The sequence below is a fragment of the Candidatus Pelagibacter sp. HIMB1517 genome (genome assembly GCF_052047895.1).
Lineage (GTDB): Bacteria > Pseudomonadota > Alphaproteobacteria > Pelagibacterales > Pelagibacteraceae > HIMB114.
This window is the reverse complement of the sequence record NZ_JBNAIW010000002.1, coordinates 60,543-74,456: the sequence shown is the minus strand read 5'-3', so window position 1 is coordinate 74,456 and position 13,914 is coordinate 60,543. Positions and strand designations below refer to the sequence as shown.

Annotated in this window: 15 protein-coding genes; 8 read left to right on the top strand and 7 right to left on the bottom strand. The window is 31.9% G+C overall.

Annotated features, from left to right (window positions below; all coding sequences use genetic code 11):
• Positions 1-34: 34 nt before the first annotated feature.
• Positions 35-1,096, top strand: a complete 1,062-nt coding sequence (gene zapE, locus ACTTAT_RS01950; RefSeq protein ID WP_009360360.1) for a cell division protein ZapE — start codon at positions 35-37, stop codon at positions 1,094-1,096.
• 1 nt (position 1,097) lies between these two features.
• Here zapE and ACTTAT_RS01945 read toward each other — a convergent pair whose 3' ends face one another.
• Genes ACTTAT_RS01945 through ACTTAT_RS01935 form a run of 3 tightly spaced genes read right to left on the bottom strand, consistent with a single transcriptional unit; the run spans position 1,098 to position 3,033 of the window.
• Positions 1,098-2,210 carry a UDP-N-acetylglucosamine--N-acetylmuramyl-(pentapeptide) pyrophosphoryl-undecaprenol N-acetylglucosamine transferase gene (locus tag ACTTAT_RS01945; protein ID WP_440679377.1) on the bottom strand — a complete coding sequence of 371 codons (1,113 nt, stop codon included), beginning with the start codon at positions 2,208-2,210 and terminating at the stop codon, positions 1,098-1,100.
• 42 nt (positions 2,211-2,252) lie between these two features.
• Positions 2,253-2,648: a SufE family protein gene (locus ACTTAT_RS01940; RefSeq protein ID WP_440679376.1), complete on the bottom strand. Its 396-nt coding sequence runs from the start codon at positions 2,646-2,648 to the stop codon at positions 2,253-2,255.
• Complete coding sequence (locus tag ACTTAT_RS01935) at positions 2,641-3,033, bottom strand: iron-sulfur cluster assembly scaffold protein (RefSeq protein ID WP_440679375.1); 393 nt, start codon at positions 3,031-3,033, stop codon at positions 2,641-2,643. The genes ACTTAT_RS01940 and ACTTAT_RS01935 overlap by 8 nt, the downstream gene beginning before the upstream one ends.
• 50 nt (positions 3,034-3,083) lie before the next feature.
• Here ACTTAT_RS01935 and ACTTAT_RS01930 point away from each other — a divergent pair, with 50 nt between their 5' ends.
• A complete protein-coding gene (locus ACTTAT_RS01930; protein ID WP_440679374.1) occupies positions 3,084-3,473 on the top strand; it encodes an ATP-binding protein in 390 nt (129 codons plus the stop codon).
• Here the strand turns inward: ACTTAT_RS01930 and ACTTAT_RS01925 are convergent, their stop codons facing one another.
• Positions 3,474-3,845, bottom strand: a complete 372-nt coding sequence (locus tag ACTTAT_RS01925) for a hypothetical protein (RefSeq protein WP_440679373.1) — start codon at positions 3,843-3,845, stop codon at positions 3,474-3,476.
• Between ACTTAT_RS01925 and ACTTAT_RS01920 the strand changes: the two genes are divergently transcribed.
• Positions 3,815-4,117, top strand: coding sequence for a hypothetical protein (locus ACTTAT_RS01920; protein ID WP_440679372.1), 303 nt, complete (start codon positions 3,815-3,817; stop codon positions 4,115-4,117). The genes ACTTAT_RS01925 and ACTTAT_RS01920 overlap by 31 nt on opposite strands.
• On the opposite strand, the gene ACTTAT_RS01915 is transcribed toward ACTTAT_RS01920, so the two are convergent.
• Positions 4,118-5,107, bottom strand: coding sequence for a type IV pilus twitching motility protein PilT (locus tag ACTTAT_RS01915; RefSeq protein ID WP_009360353.1), 990 nt, complete (start codon positions 5,105-5,107; stop codon positions 4,118-4,120).
• A 136-nt stretch (positions 5,108-5,243) separates the two neighbouring features.
• Here ACTTAT_RS01915 and pilM point away from each other — a divergent pair, with 136 nt between their 5' ends.
• The 5 genes from pilM to ACTTAT_RS01890 are packed head-to-tail and all read left to right on the top strand — an operon-like array spanning position 5,244 to position 12,948.
• A complete protein-coding gene (pilM, locus tag ACTTAT_RS01910; RefSeq protein ID WP_440679371.1) occupies positions 5,244-7,001 on the top strand; it encodes a pilus assembly protein PilM in 1,758 nt (585 codons plus the stop codon).
• A 3-nt stretch (positions 7,002-7,004) separates the two neighbouring features.
• Positions 7,005-8,264 (top strand): LysM peptidoglycan-binding domain-containing protein, encoded by a 1,260-nt coding sequence (locus tag ACTTAT_RS01905; RefSeq protein WP_440679370.1) that lies wholly within the window; start codon positions 7,005-7,007, stop codon positions 8,262-8,264.
• Positions 8,264-9,889, top strand: coding sequence for a hypothetical protein (locus ACTTAT_RS01900; RefSeq protein ID WP_440679369.1), 1,626 nt, complete (start codon positions 8,264-8,266; stop codon positions 9,887-9,889). The genes ACTTAT_RS01905 and ACTTAT_RS01900 overlap by 1 nt, the downstream gene beginning before the upstream one ends.
• A gap of 26 nt (positions 9,890-9,915) precedes the next feature.
• Entirely contained in the window at positions 9,916-11,661 is a 1,746-nt protein-coding gene (locus tag ACTTAT_RS01895) for a GspE/PulE family protein (protein WP_440679368.1), read from the top strand.
• A 3-nt stretch (positions 11,662-11,664) separates the two neighbouring features.
• Positions 11,665-12,948: a type II secretion system F family protein gene (locus tag ACTTAT_RS01890; protein WP_440679367.1), complete on the top strand. Its 1,284-nt coding sequence runs from the start codon at positions 11,665-11,667 to the stop codon at positions 12,946-12,948.
• Here the strand turns inward: ACTTAT_RS01890 and ACTTAT_RS01885 are convergent.
• Together ACTTAT_RS01885 and ACTTAT_RS01880 are read right to left on the bottom strand one after the other, a co-directional pair.
• Positions 12,945-13,646 (bottom strand): hypothetical protein, encoded by a 702-nt coding sequence (locus tag ACTTAT_RS01885; protein ID WP_440679366.1) that lies wholly within the window; start codon positions 13,644-13,646, stop codon positions 12,945-12,947. The genes ACTTAT_RS01890 and ACTTAT_RS01885 overlap by 4 nt on opposite strands.
• Positions 13,647-13,657: 11 nt before the next feature.
• Positions 13,658-13,912, bottom strand: a complete 255-nt coding sequence (locus ACTTAT_RS01880; protein WP_440679365.1) for a hypothetical protein — start codon at positions 13,910-13,912, stop codon at positions 13,658-13,660.
• Positions 13,913-13,914 lie beyond the last annotated feature (2 nt).

Sequence of the window (13,914 nt, the reverse complement as noted above, 5' to 3'; positions counted from 1 at the left end):
TCAAAATTTGTTATAACATATTCGAATTAAAAATATGAAATCATTTAAACAGGCATTTGAAAGCTTTTGCAAAAAAAACAGCATTAAAAAAAACAACGAACAGCTTGATTTAGTTGAAAAATTTGAAGAATTCGATGCCATTATAAAGCAAGATAAAACACTGTTAAAAAAATTATTTTCAAAAGCACCTGCTCAGCTTGGTTATTATATCCATGGCGATGTTGGAGTGGGTAAGACCATGATCTGTAATGAGTTTTACCAGTACTTAGATATTAAAAAGAAAAAAACTCATTTTAATAAATTTATGATTGAAGTGCATGATTACCTTCAACAAAACCAAAAAAATGATAAAGCTGAAAATTTACTCACTCAATATGCAAGAGCATTAAAAGAAAAAATAGATTTTCTATATTTTGACGAGTTCCAAGTCACCAATATCGTTGACGCCATGATTTTAGGAAAGTTATTTGAAAGTTTATTTGATGAAAAAATATTTATCTTAATTACTTCGAATATAAAAATTAATGATCTTTATAAAGATGGATTACAAAGAGAACAATTTTTACCTTTTTTAAAAGTGATTAAAGAAAAAATTCACGAGTATGAACTTAAAGGCGACGTTGATTTTAGAAAACAAGATGTCACAAAAATTAACCGTTTCTTTTACCCAAATGATAAAAAAGCTTTATCAAGTATTAATCAATTATTTAGAAAACTTACAAAGGATAGAAAGAAACTACAAAAAGAAATTATTATTAGAGGAAGAAAGTTTCCACTTGAACAATTTTATGATGGTGTAGCAAGGTTTGATTTTAAAGAACTATGTGATCAAAACCTTGGTGCAGAAGACTATATTGAGATTGCAAAATTTTGTAAATTTATCATCATTGAAAACATTCCAAATTTTCATGAAGGAATTGCAAATCAACAGCAACGTTTCATTACTTTAATTGACGTCTTTTATGAAAACAGAATAAAATTAATGGTAAGTTCAAAAACTTCATTAGAAGATATCAGTTCTGCCAGTGCATTAGAGTTTGTTTTTAAAAGAACTAAAAGTAGATTATATGAGCTTACCTCACCAATGGTGACCTAATTTATTTTGTAATTTGGTTTATAAAATTATCTATTGGGTTTCCTCTTTTTAACTTAATTAAATTTTCAATTTTATGATTAAGTAAAACTCTTGTTTGAAATACATTTTCAATTATTCTTTCAATTTTAAAACCCATCTCTTGATTATCTTCAACTAACCAACAACAATCCTGATCGGCATAATACTTTGCATTGTGATATTGATGATTATCTAAAGAATTTTTTAATGGTACAGCAATAAAAGGTTTGTTTACACTTGCAAGTTCAGACAAAGTTGATGAACCTGATCTACAAATAACAATATCTGCTTTTTTAACAAAATCTTCAATCTGATTAGAAAAGGTAAATAACATAAAGCTAAACCCGAGTTTTTTTTCATTAATCTGAGAGGCTTTGATATTATTTTCATAATAACTGCCAACTTTTTTTATTTGATCTTCTTGAACTTGTTGACTCAAAGAAAGTTTCACATTTTTCTTTGCCAAAGAAAGAAATTTTTCTGGTAGTTTTTCACCAAATACTTTTGCACCCTGGCTACCACCTAATATTAATATATTTAATGCCTCATCTTCTTTTGATGTTTTTCCGTAAAATAATCCTTCTTCATTAATTTTATTAAATTGTGACCTAACAAGCTGGCCTACATAAACCATTTTGTCGTTAAACTTTTCTGGAAATGAGGAAATAAGCTCATATCCAGTCAATAATTTATAACAATGAGGTAAAAATAATTGGTTCACTCTACCTAAAACAGAATTGGTTTCATAAAGAAAAAACTTAATTTTTAAAAATCTTGCGATCATTAATACTGGAAACGAAACATAGCCACCTGATCCAACCACGATATTTGGTTTATAAAAAAGAATGATAAAAAAACTTTTAATCATTGAAATAAAAATAATAAATGCTGATTTTATAAAATGTATAAAGCCTTTTTTTCGGTAAGGACTTTCTGCTGGTATAATTGTTAAATCATCAATCTGATCTAAATATTTTATTGCTCTACTATCTGTAATAATTTTAACTTTGTGATTTTTTTTTAATTCTTCATAGAGTGCAATCATTGGAAAGATATGCCCACCAGTACCACCTGTACAAAGAATAATTTTTTTCATATTAATATTTTTTGAATATTGTTTCTGGCAACATTATGTTGATTATTTAGCCAGTTTAATCAAGAAATCTAATAAATTACTCAATCCACTTTGGCGTTGAGCAGTCAGAAGCTCCATAATACCAAGGGGTTTAAAGTCTTCTTTAGATAATTTTGAAATTTCTTCAGCGGATTGATTATTTAAAATATCAATTACAAATTTAGTTGTCCCTTTTGTAATAAAAGCATCTGCATCAAATTGATATTTCATATTTCCATTATCTTTTTTCCCTATAACCCAAAGATTAGATGCGCATCCAAATATTTTATTTTGATCAACTTTATATTTATCTTCCAAAGCGCCAGCTTCTTTAGCAAGATCAATTAAATACTGAAGTCGATCTGTCCCTTCTAATACAGAAATTTCATCACCCTTTGCTTTAATTAAATCTTTAATCATGAATAGCTTTTATGACAGCATTAAAGGGTAGTGCAATACACTCTTTTCTAGTTTTGTGATCTTTATGAGTTAAAAAATCTAAATCTTTAATTTGTATTGGTAAATCTCCTGTCTCACCATTAAGTTTTTTTTTGATTGCATCAAGAACTTTTTCTAACCCGAGTTTATGCATTTTAGCTAAATGATTAGCAAGAATAGCTGCTGAGGCTTGAGTAAAGATACAAGATTGAGTCTCAAATCTCATTTCATTGATATCTTTATTTACCTCAACTGCAATTTCATCACCACAAACTTTATTTTTTGACTTTGCTTTTAAAGGAAATTTATTTTCTAAACCAAAACTTTCTGTGTTTGCTGCAATTTGAATAATTTTTTTTTCATTCATGGTTATTCTTTATGAATTGTTATAGATTAAAGTATTATTAATTAAAATATATGAATTTTAGTATTTTATCAGATCCATCAAATTTAAAAATAGTTAGGGATCACCTTAAATCTTTTATTAAAGAAAAAGGATTTCAAAGAGTAGACCAGGACAGTGTTATTCTTGCAACGGATGAAGCCGTTCAAAACGTTATGAGGTATGCATATAATTTAGAAAAAGATAAAAAAATTGATGTCACTTTTGAGGTTAAAGATCCAAATTTAATTATTCAAATTAGAGATTACGGTAAACAGGTTCCAATTGAACAAATTCAACCAAGAGAACTCGATGATGTAAAACCAGGAGGACTTGGTGTTCATTTTATTAGAAATATTTGTGAAAAAGTTGATTATCAACATATGGATGAAGGTGGTGGAACCAAGCTTACCTTAACGTTTTAATTATTCTTGCTTTAAAACCCTAGGTTCAGAACACTGCATGAAATAGTTTTTACCTTGAATTGCTGATTGCAAAACAGTGACTTCTTTTTTTCCAATATCAAAGGTCACTGTTGTTTTAAAGTCATTTAACGTTCCTTTAGCTTCTAAAAAGCTTGGAGTTTCTTTTTTAATTTCAAATTTAACTTTAGTTTTTTTGCTATCCTGTTCATATAAAACGATAGCTTTTCTCTTAAAGGAATAAACCCATTTTGTTGTTCCTTTTTTATTTGAACAATCTATTCCATAAATATTAGCAAAAGATTGATTGCTAAATAAAAGTATTGTTATTAAGATAAGAATTAATGAACAAAAGAGATTTAAAAATTTTTGCATTAGCTTTTTTTGCATTTTTATTTGCAAGTTTTATTTATAATAACTTTAGCACAGAAACAGTTGCCAAAGGAATAACATTTAAAGAAATTAAAGTAAAAATTATTGGCAATGTTCAGTTAGACTTAGATTGTAACGGAACAGTTTTGCCAAAGGGAACTAAAGATAATCGGGGCAGGGGAGAAAATACAAAAAATCAATGCAAAGGAACTGGAACCTTTACAGCTGAATTTCCTCAACAACGTTTTGTTGAAAAACCTGATTTGCCAAAATAATTATTCAACCAAGCCTTTTTGTTTAAGGCCCTCTAAACATTTTTCCATCGTAAACATTCCATCTTTAGCGGATGTTTGAAGTGTTGATGGAATTTGTTCAACTTTTCCTTCACGGATTAAATTTCTTATTGCAGGTGTCCCAGTCATAATTTCATGACAACCAATTCTTCCACCACCTTTTCTTTTTAATAACTGTTGAGACATTACTAGTCTAATAGACCCTGCAAGCATTGTTTGCGCTTGTGTTTTTTGTGCAGCGGGAAATACATCTAATATCCTTGTAATGGTTGATCCTGCATTACTAGCGTGAAGCGTTCCAAAAACTAAGTGACCTGTTTCAGCAGCAGTCAGTGCTAGAGAAATAGTTTCCAAATCCCTCATCTCACCCACAAGAATAACATCAGGATCTTGTCTTAGTGCAGACTTTAGTGCTCGTGCAAAGCTTCCAGTATCTTTTCCAACTTCCCTTTGTGAAATAATACTTTTTTTTGCAGGGTGAACAAATTCTATCGGATCTTCAATGGTAATAATATTTTCTGCTCGGTTTGAATTGATTTGATCAATCATTGCAGCAAGCGATGTTGATTTACCAGATCCAGTTTGACCGGTAACTAAAACCAAACCTGTTTTATGAGTAATGGCAACGTGTGCCGCTTCTGGTAATCCAAGTTTATTGATATCAGGAATTTCAGTTACAATTTTTCTAAGCACCATACTTGGTCCATAAGAACAATAATAACCGTTGGCACGAAATCTTTGTCCATCAACAACAATTGCAAAATCCAAATCCCCATTGTTGATCAAGTAATCAAATTGAGATTTATCTAACGCTTTTTTCCAATAACTTTCTAAATCTTCTCTTCTAATTACATTTTCATTAAAAACTTTTATTTCACCGTTTTCTCTAATCGCAATGGGTTGATTCGATCTGATGTGAATATCCGATAAGTCGTATTGCTTAGGTAAGTCCCGAAGTAAGTCTTCTAACATGACAGTCTAAAACCTTTGATTAACAACATTAATTTGAGTCTCAAGAATCTAGCATTACCAACAAAAGCATTGAAAATAAACACTAATTAACTAATGTTACATTTACAACGCATAGTTGATTTGTTTTTAAATAGAGATGGCTAACATAACAGAACTATTAAATAAGAATTTAGAACCTATTTTTCAAAAATTAGGAAAAATCTCTTTAAATGGAGAAAAAATTTTAGGCGTTGCGTTTAAAGATAACGAAATTCAATTAATCGAACTTGTTTATAAGAAAAAAACTTGGCAAGTTAAAGACTACACTTACCAACAAATTGCTGGGATTGGAAAAGATCAAGATATTTATTCAGCATCAACTTATTTAAGCGATCAAGTTAAAAACTGTTTAGATTCTATTGATACAAAGACCAAAGATGTTGCGATTACTTTAGGCAGGTTAAGTTCAACAATTTATAATCTTCAAATTCCACTTATGGATCCAAAAGATTTAGCAGAAACTGTTAGTCTTGGTGGGTTTTGGGAACAGTTTGATGAAACACCTGAAAGTTTAGAAGAACTTGAAACTAGTTATCAAATCATTTCATCTAATGAAGAGTTAGGCGTGATGAATGTAACTTTGGTTACAATTGAAAAAAAACTAGTCGAAGCTTATGTTAACATTTTTAGATTAGCAGGATTAAATCCAATTATCATTGATATTAATCCAGCTTCACAAATAAATGCATTATATGCTTCACTTGGAAAAGAAGGGTTTGATAGCCCGGTTGCTATATTTAATTACAGTAAAGATAATAGTTATTTAACGGTTGCATCTAATAAAGGTTTAAACATTTCAGATATTAATATCGTTGAAGCAGATCAAGTTCTTTTAGATACCATTGAAGAAGTTGATGATGTGACAACAGAATTTTGGGATGAGATTTTTGATCGCCTTGCATCACAAATCAAACAAGGTTTAGTTGAGTTTGAAACTCAGCATGAGTGTGAACCAATATCTTTAATCAATGTTGTAACTGATAAATCTAAAACAAAAAATTTATTTACAGGACTAGAAAAACAACTTGGTGAAGTTGTGATTAAAACTTATGATCCAGAAGAGAGTATTACATTTGGAGATGATGAAAAAAAATATCTTGATGCACTTCCAAATAAGTCAAAAACGATAAATTGCATTGGAGCAGGTTTAAGAAAGTTAAATGCATACAATGTAACAAATGAAAATCAGATGTATGATTTTAATTTGTTGCCACGCGCTGAACAATTAAAAGTTAATAGGAAAGCCAATTCATTTTCTAAATATTGTTTTTTCATGAGTTTTTTAATATTCTTTTTTGGTGGCATCCATTTAGTTGCTGGAAGTCTTTTTAAAATTTTAGATAATTCTTCAGAAATTTCTAAACTTGCAGGTATTACAAAAGATGTTCAGTCTAAAGAGCAGCTCATTCAAGCGTATCAAGGTAAAGTTGGAAAAATTAGCGGACAAGTTACAACATCAAATTACTTTGGGGAAAATAAAAAAACAACCGCCGAGCTTATTGCTTCTTTAGCAACAAGTGTTCCAAAAAATGTCAGATTAACTAAGTTTGAAATTAGTGACAAAAGACAAGTTGAGATAGACGGAGTAGCTAAAGATGATCAGTCAATTATTCAAATGATTGATAAATTTTCCGAAGCTGAAATTGTAAAGGAAGCAAAATTAAACAATGTAGTAAATTTTACTGAACAAGACAAAAAACAACTTTATAGTGAAAAAGGAAAACCTACACCAAAAACTTTTCCAAACGAGGACATTACAAAAAAGTTCAATGCCACTATCGCAATGGCGCCTATTGAAGGTGAAAAATTTGATAATTTTAAAGTGCTCGACAAAATTATGAAAAAGAAAAGATAAAAAATGACTAGAATTTTATTTACATTTGCTTTGTTTATCATGATTTCAAATAAACCTTTAATTGCGAATACTGAGGATCCTTTTACCAGAAGTCTTGGTGATGGCAGTGAACTAGTAAAAGAAGTTGAAAAAGAAACAAAAGAAACCGTTGGAACAACTGAAAACACAAACCCCCAAACAGATGATCCGGTTACTCAAGTTCAAGCTCCTCAACCGCAGATGCAACAACCTGTAATGCAAACGTCCTCAGATAAAATTGATCCGATTGGAAATATTTTAGCACCTGACCCATTAATTGCTTATGAGCTTATTGATTATACGCTCAAAGGAACAGCGCTTAATACAACAGGCAACTTAGATATGGTTGCATTTAACCGTGAAGGCTCAGCTCAAAAAGTTGACTACGGTAATATTAAAACAACTCATATCGTTAATCAAAACGATACAATCGAGAGTATTGCAAGGCAGTACGGATATGCCCCTGAAGAGTTGAAAATTGCAAATTCAATTATCCCTGGTTCTAAATTAATTATGGGAACAAGAATTACCCTTCCAGCAAGAGTGCATAAAGTTCAGAAGGGTCAATCTTTAGAAATGATTTCTGAAATTTACAACTTAGATTTAAAAGATTTAATCGGCTTTAATAATTTAATGCCAGGTGATGAACTTAAACTTGGTGAAAAATTGCTACTTCCTTTCTATGTTTATAGAACAGCGACAGAAGAAACGATCGAACAAATTGCACAAAAATTTAGAAGAACAAAAGAAGAAGTTTTAAAAATAAATAATCTTTCTAGAAATGATAAATTAAACAAAGATCAGTATGTGAAAATACCAATTTTCGTAAATCCTGTTTTAAATGTTGAGGTGATGAAAACAAAAAGGGGATTATTAAATTACACTATTAACCCAAAAAATTTAGCTATTATCGAAATTCGAGGAAAACAATTTATGGTTAGAGAAGGTGATAAGCTTGGAAAGAATGATGGCAAGATTGTTAAAATTACAAACCGTGAAATGAAAGTTTTAGAAAATTATGAAGAGTTTTCTTTTCAAATTAATGCGCCGATCGTAAGACAGGTTGCTTCAATACCTCAGGCACCAACCACGCCATCACCCGCAGGTACAGCAACTCCCTCAGCCGGTGGGATACCTGCTGAACCTGGAAGCGAAGGATCACCTGCAGCCCAAACACCTGTAGCTCAAGAGCAAGCATCAAGTGAAGAAAATTCAATTACAAATGTAGAGGATTTATTTAAGTAATGAAAAAAATTTTAGTTTTAACATTATCGTTATTTTTAATTTTCACAGCATCATGTGGCAAGAAAAGACCGGACATGGCTTATAAAAGTAAAGACAAAGTCACTAAGCAAGATATAGAAAATTTTGATGTTAAAAAATCAATTACAGAATTAAAGAAAAATTCTGATCAATTTGCCAAAGATGCAAAATCCTTTAAATCGGTAACAAAAAAAAGTTCAAGAAGAGTTTCTTTGGATCAGCCTATTGCAACTGAAGCATCGCTAGGCCCAAAAGATATCATTGATTTAAATTTGCCAATTCAAACCTTAGAAACTGTACCAATAACACTTAAATTTGACTCTATAAATATAAGGTCAGCGCTTAAATTGTTTTCTAGTATTGTTAAAAGAAATTTAATTATAGGTGATGAAGTTACTGGAACCATTACAGTTGATTTTCAAGATATTAAATGGGGATCAGCGGTTTATGCAATTTTAGAAATGAATAACCTTGTGATGTTACATGATCAATCATCTGGGATGCTTAGAGTTCATACTAAAAAGAAATTTATAGAATTAGAAAAACAAAAAATTGATAATACCAATACAATTAATCAAAACCTTCAGTCACTTGGAAATGACAGTGCATCAACCGCTCCCGCAAACACAGCAACAGATGCTGGCAATGCTCAGAGTGAAGTTGCAGAAGAAACAAAAACTGAAATTTTTAAAGTTTTCAACCAAACATCTAATGACTTAGTGGCCAGTATTAATGCTGTTATTGACGGAATGACAGTTACTAATGATCAAATTAATAACCAGCTCATTATTACTGGAACAAAACAACAATTAGACCGAACTGAAAAACTACTGGATAAAATTGATATTGAAAAAAAATCAGTCATGATTGAAGCGTTTATTGTAAATGCAGAAGATGGTTTTACACAAAAATTTGATGCTAATTTAGAGGCTGTGAGTGATGCTGGTGGTAACTGGAGAGCTGGTGGTCAAGATGGTATTGGAACTATGGTTGGAGCTGCAAATCCACAGGGAAATAATCTTCAAGTGGGTACACCGAGCGCTGGTGCTGATACGGATATTACAGCACCAACATTACAAGGGGGTGTTTTTATTTTAGCAAGACTTGGTAGAGCAAGATTGGGTGCAACGATTGCTGCATCAGTTTCTGATACGAACTCTGAAACCATATCCAATCCTAAAATTTTTGCAATTGATGGAGAGCAAGCAACAATTAGCCAAGGTACTCAACAAGTAAGATCTGTTCCGGCATCCGGAGGAGATGCGGGTGGATTTGAGACATTAGATTTTACTTTAAACTTTGCGGTTACACCTACAATCATTGGTGACAAGGTTAGATTGCAAATTACTTTAGCTAATGACTCGCTTGGATCAGGTGGAACAGACTCAAATACTCCAAAAAATACTGAAAACGTAACCTCTACAGTGGTATTAAATTCTGGAGATGTTGCGGTTCTTGGTGGGGTATATAAAAATACGAAGCAAGACGATATTATTTTTGTTCCTTTGTTACATAGAATACCAATTTTAGGTGAGTTTTTTAAAACTAAAACTAAAAACGATACCAAGTCTCAGCTGTTAATATTTGTGACCGCAAATATTGTATAAATTGGCCAAACCTTTATATTCTGTTTATGCCATCGATTTCACCAGAGATTAGTTTAAAAGTAACAAATCTTTTAAAAACCATGGGAAAATTATCTGAACCCATGATTGCTGAAGCAAAAAAAAAATATGATGGTAATGGAAAAGCGCCACTTGGTATTTTGCATTACTTAATCGAAGGCAAAAAAGTTACCGAGGATGATATTGTTGCCGCCATTTCTAGAAACTATGCCCTTAGAAAAATTCATTTAACTGAGCAAACGGTAAAAAAAGAAGCTCTAGCAAAGCTTCCAAAGGAGTTTATCCAACAAAATGAAATCATTCCCTTTGATCTAGTTGGTAAAATATTAAAAGTTGCAATTTTTGATCCAACAAAATCAACATTAGCAAGCAAAATGAAAAGTATGACAGGGTGTAATATTGAGATTTATGTTGCTAAACCCTCGAACATTGAAAACGCAAAAAAATTTAAAGTAGTTGTTGAAGCTTTAAAATCATCAGGGGGTGGGGAACAAACTGCAGCTAAGCCAAAGCCCATGGCTCAAGGAATTAAAATTCCAGGCGCTAAAGGGGCTAAACCTGGTGAAGGTGACGTGGTTTCATTTGTTGATGCAATACTATTAGAAGCATTTCACTCTGGCACATCTGATATTCATATTGAACCTTACCGAAGGGGTGAAGCTAGACTTCGTTTTAGAAAAGATGGTGTTTTACAAGAGCAAACTCAATTTACTAGTTTTTTAATGGAAAATTATAACGCTATTATTACTCGTTTAAAAATTATGGCGGGGTGTGATATTTCCGAAAGACGTTTACCCCAAGACGGTAAATTGCAATTTAAAAATCCAAAACCAAAAAGTGCAGATGATGAAGATATTGATGTCAGGTTTTCATGTTTACCTGCTAAAGAGGGTGAACGTGTGGTTATGCGTTTGCTTGCAGCTGGCCCAGACCTTGGATTAGAACAAATTGGATTAGATCCTGAAGATTACAAAAATTTAGTCACAGCAATAACAGCGCCCCAAGGAATGGTTTTGGTAACCGGCCCAACAGGAAGTGGTAAAAGTACAACTCTTTATGGCTGTATAAAAAAAATTAACAGTCCAGGAAAAAACATTATGACCGCAGAAGATCCTGTTGAATTTTATTTAAAAGGTGTGGGTCAAGTTCAAGCAAATGAAGAAATAGGTTTAACTTTTGAAAACATATTAAAATCTTTTTTAAGACAAGATCCCGAGGTGATACTCGTTGGAGAGATCAGGGATAAAAATACTGTAAACATTGCAATTAAGGCTGCACTTACAGGGCACTTACTTTTAAGTACGCTACACACGAATGATGCTGTTTCCACAGTTGTTAGATTAACAAATATGGGCGTGCCAAACTTTATGGTGGCTTCAGCTTTAACTTTAATTGTTGCGCAACGTCTTGCACGTAAATCATGCCAGAGCTGTCTTATCGAAGATGATCAAGCAACGGAACCTAGTTTGCTAAAACTTGGTTTTAAACAAGAAGAGCTATCTACGTTTAAAGCTAAAAAAGGCGGAGGCTGCGGTGAGTGTGGCAACACAGGTTATAAAGGACGACAAGGTATTTATGAAGTTTTAAAAAAAACTCCTGAATTGGAGTCGGCTATATTAAGAGATGCAAGAGGAGACGAGTTGCTAGAAGTTGCAAAAAAAGGTGGATTTAAAACGATGCAAGATATTGGTCGAGGTTTTATTAAAAGCGGTGTTATAGATATCCATGAATATTCTAGAATATTGGTTACGTAATTTATGGCTACATTTGCATATTCAGGCGTTCAAGCAGGAAAAAGGATTAATGGAGAAATTAACGCCTCAGATCCAAAAGCAGCATCTTTAGCTCTTAGACAAAAAAAAATTATCGTTACAGGAATTAAAAAAGCTTCAGCTCAAAAAAAAGAAGTTAATCAAATTGAAGACATTCCAGTTAGTAACGCTCCCATTATTTTTAAAGGCGGTCAGATTTATTTAAACTTTGGACCCTGGGCAACAGTTCCTGCAAAAGAACTGCTTCAATTTACAAAAAAAGTGTCAACGATGATTAAAGCAGGTCTTCCTATTTTAGAGTCTATTATGATGATTAGAGACCAAACGGCTCATATGAAAATGAAGATGACAGCACATAATATTGTGAAAGACTTAAATTCAGGAATGAATTTAACTGATGCATTTAAAAAACATCCAAAAATATTTGATAACATTTATATCAATATGATTTCTGCCGGTGAAGCCAGTGGTAAATTAGATGAATTTTTAATCAAGTTAGTTGAATTGTTAGAAAAAAATCAAAAAATAAAATCTGGAATTAAAAGCGCTCTGTTTTACCCTATTATGCTTTTAACTGTGGCAACAACCATTACCATATTCATGCTATGGAAAGTGGTCCCTGTCTTCGAGAAGATGTATGCCAATATGGGTGTAAAATTACCGGGTCCAACACTGATTATTGTAGACGCAAGTCGGTTTATTGCAGATGGTGGAAATATCATGAGAATAGCAATCACTATTTTTGTTTTCAGATTTATTTACAAATTTTTATACAATAACATCGAAGGTTTTAGGCATATGATGCATAAACGTTTTTTAAAATTTCCCTTGTTTGGAGACTTGATTATTAAGTCTACTGTTTCAAGAATGTGTATGATTATGGAAAACCTTACACGAGCTGGGGTAAGCATTATAGAAACTTTAAGAATTGCTCAAACAGTTACAACCAATTTAGTTTTTGCTTATGCTATAGAGAGAATTTCAAAAAAAATTGTAACCGGACAAACCTTGTCTGAGCTTTTAAAAAATGAAACACATGTATTTCCACTCGCACTATCTCAATTAACAGCAGTTGGTGAAAAAACAGGTAATATGGAAGAAATGTTTAAATCTATTGCTGTATATTATGAAGAAGAATTTGACGGTGTTGTTGCAGCCTTATCATCAATCATTGAGCCTTTAATGATTGTTGTTATTGGTGCAATTATTGGATTGTTGATGGTCGCTTTATATTTACCGATATTCAGTGTAGGTCAAGCGGTAGGTTAAAAATATTTTTTTATCCCTAAAATAACTTGTTCTTCAATAATTTCAGTTTCAGTGGCTGGTCTAAAATTACCTTTGTTAGCTTCAGCTTTTCCGTAATTTGTTCTGACCCATGAAAGATTAATATAATTTTCGCCTGTTAACCTAGCTTCTAATCCAAAACCGAATTTGTGTGAAAAATCATAAACGCCCGCTCCAGGAGTATCAGTTGATGTGCCTACACCAGGTCCAGGAGCTGGTGCATCATAATAGGTAATATCATTGGTTTCCAAATGAGATAAACCTGCTCCTAAAATACCTTTAACTTTAAACCAATTTTTTACTGGTATAATGTAGTTATATTCAAGTAAAAGATTTTGAATCTCAAGATCCCTAAAAATATAATTATAATTTGTGGGTGGTGTACCTGGTGATGCAAAATTATTTTGTCTCCACTGCGTATCTTTATCTTCAAAGGATATTGCTAATGAGTGATTTTTATTAAATTCTAAACCCAGGGCAATTCCATAATTTTCTTCTTCTTCAGTAAAGATTTTTGATCCCGATGGAAACCTAGCATCTGCTAACGGCTGATTATCTTGATTATCACCCGTACTAAAAATAGGGTTTATGTATCTTAACTCTCCAAAGTAACGATTATCCGCATAGCTTAGTTTTGAAAGTGATAAACAAATGATAAGCAATAATAATTTTAATCTCATATCGTATATGTTTACTTATTTTTATCTAATATAAAAGATACAACAATTGAAATTAAAGCTGCTCCAAGTCCAGTTGTAACTGCTTCAGTATAGTGAGCTCCAAAATGTGTTGGATGAGTAAAATAATCAATCACTCCAGTGGCTAAAAAAACATATCCTGCTAAAAAATATTTATTTTGAATCAGTTTTGACGTGAGAAGCGTCACTAACGCAAAACCTCCAGCGCATACCAAACCTACTTTTGAAGCAATAATAAAATGCTTCATGG

Coding starts and splice junctions, on each gene's coding strand:
- ACTTAT_RS01945 (WP_440679377.1), bottom strand. CDS start 2,210: ATGAAAAAAATTATTCTTTGTACAGGTGGTACTGGTGGGCATATCTTT.
- ACTTAT_RS01885 (WP_440679366.1), bottom strand. CDS start 13,646: ATGAGATTAAAATTATTATTGCTTATCATTTGTTTATCACTTTCAAAA.
- ACTTAT_RS01895 (WP_440679368.1), top strand. CDS start 9,916: ATGCCATCGATTTCACCAGAGATTAGTTTAAAAGTAACAAATCTTTTA.
- ACTTAT_RS01900 (WP_440679369.1), top strand. CDS start 8,264: ATGAAAAAAATTTTAGTTTTAACATTATCGTTATTTTTAATTTTCACA.
- ACTTAT_RS01940 (WP_440679376.1), bottom strand. CDS start 2,648: ATGATTAAAGATTTAATTAAAGCAAAGGGTGATGAAATTTCTGTATTA.
- ACTTAT_RS01935 (WP_440679375.1), bottom strand. CDS start 3,033: ATGAATGAAAAAAAAATTATTCAAATTGCAGCAAACACAGAAAGTTTT.
- pilM (WP_440679371.1), top strand. CDS start 5,244: ATGGCTAACATAACAGAACTATTAAATAAGAATTTAGAACCTATTTTT.
- ACTTAT_RS01930 (WP_440679374.1), top strand. CDS start 3,084: ATGAATTTTAGTATTTTATCAGATCCATCAAATTTAAAAATAGTTAGG.
- ACTTAT_RS01925 (WP_440679373.1), bottom strand. CDS start 3,845: ATGCAAAAATTTTTAAATCTCTTTTGTTCATTAATTCTTATCTTAATA.
- ACTTAT_RS01890 (WP_440679367.1), top strand. CDS start 11,665: ATGGCTACATTTGCATATTCAGGCGTTCAAGCAGGAAAAAGGATTAAT.
- ACTTAT_RS01880 (WP_440679365.1), bottom strand. CDS start 13,912: ATGAAGCATTTTATTATTGCTTCAAAAGTAGGTTTGGTATGCGCTGGA.
- ACTTAT_RS01920 (WP_440679372.1), top strand. CDS start 3,815: ATGAACAAAAGAGATTTAAAAATTTTTGCATTAGCTTTTTTTGCATTT.
- ACTTAT_RS01905 (WP_440679370.1), top strand. CDS start 7,005: ATGACTAGAATTTTATTTACATTTGCTTTGTTTATCATGATTTCAAAT.
- zapE (WP_009360360.1), top strand. CDS start 35: ATGAAATCATTTAAACAGGCATTTGAAAGCTTTTGCAAAAAAAACAGC.
- ACTTAT_RS01915 (WP_009360353.1), bottom strand. CDS start 5,107: ATGTTAGAAGACTTACTTCGGGACTTACCTAAGCAATACGACTTATCG.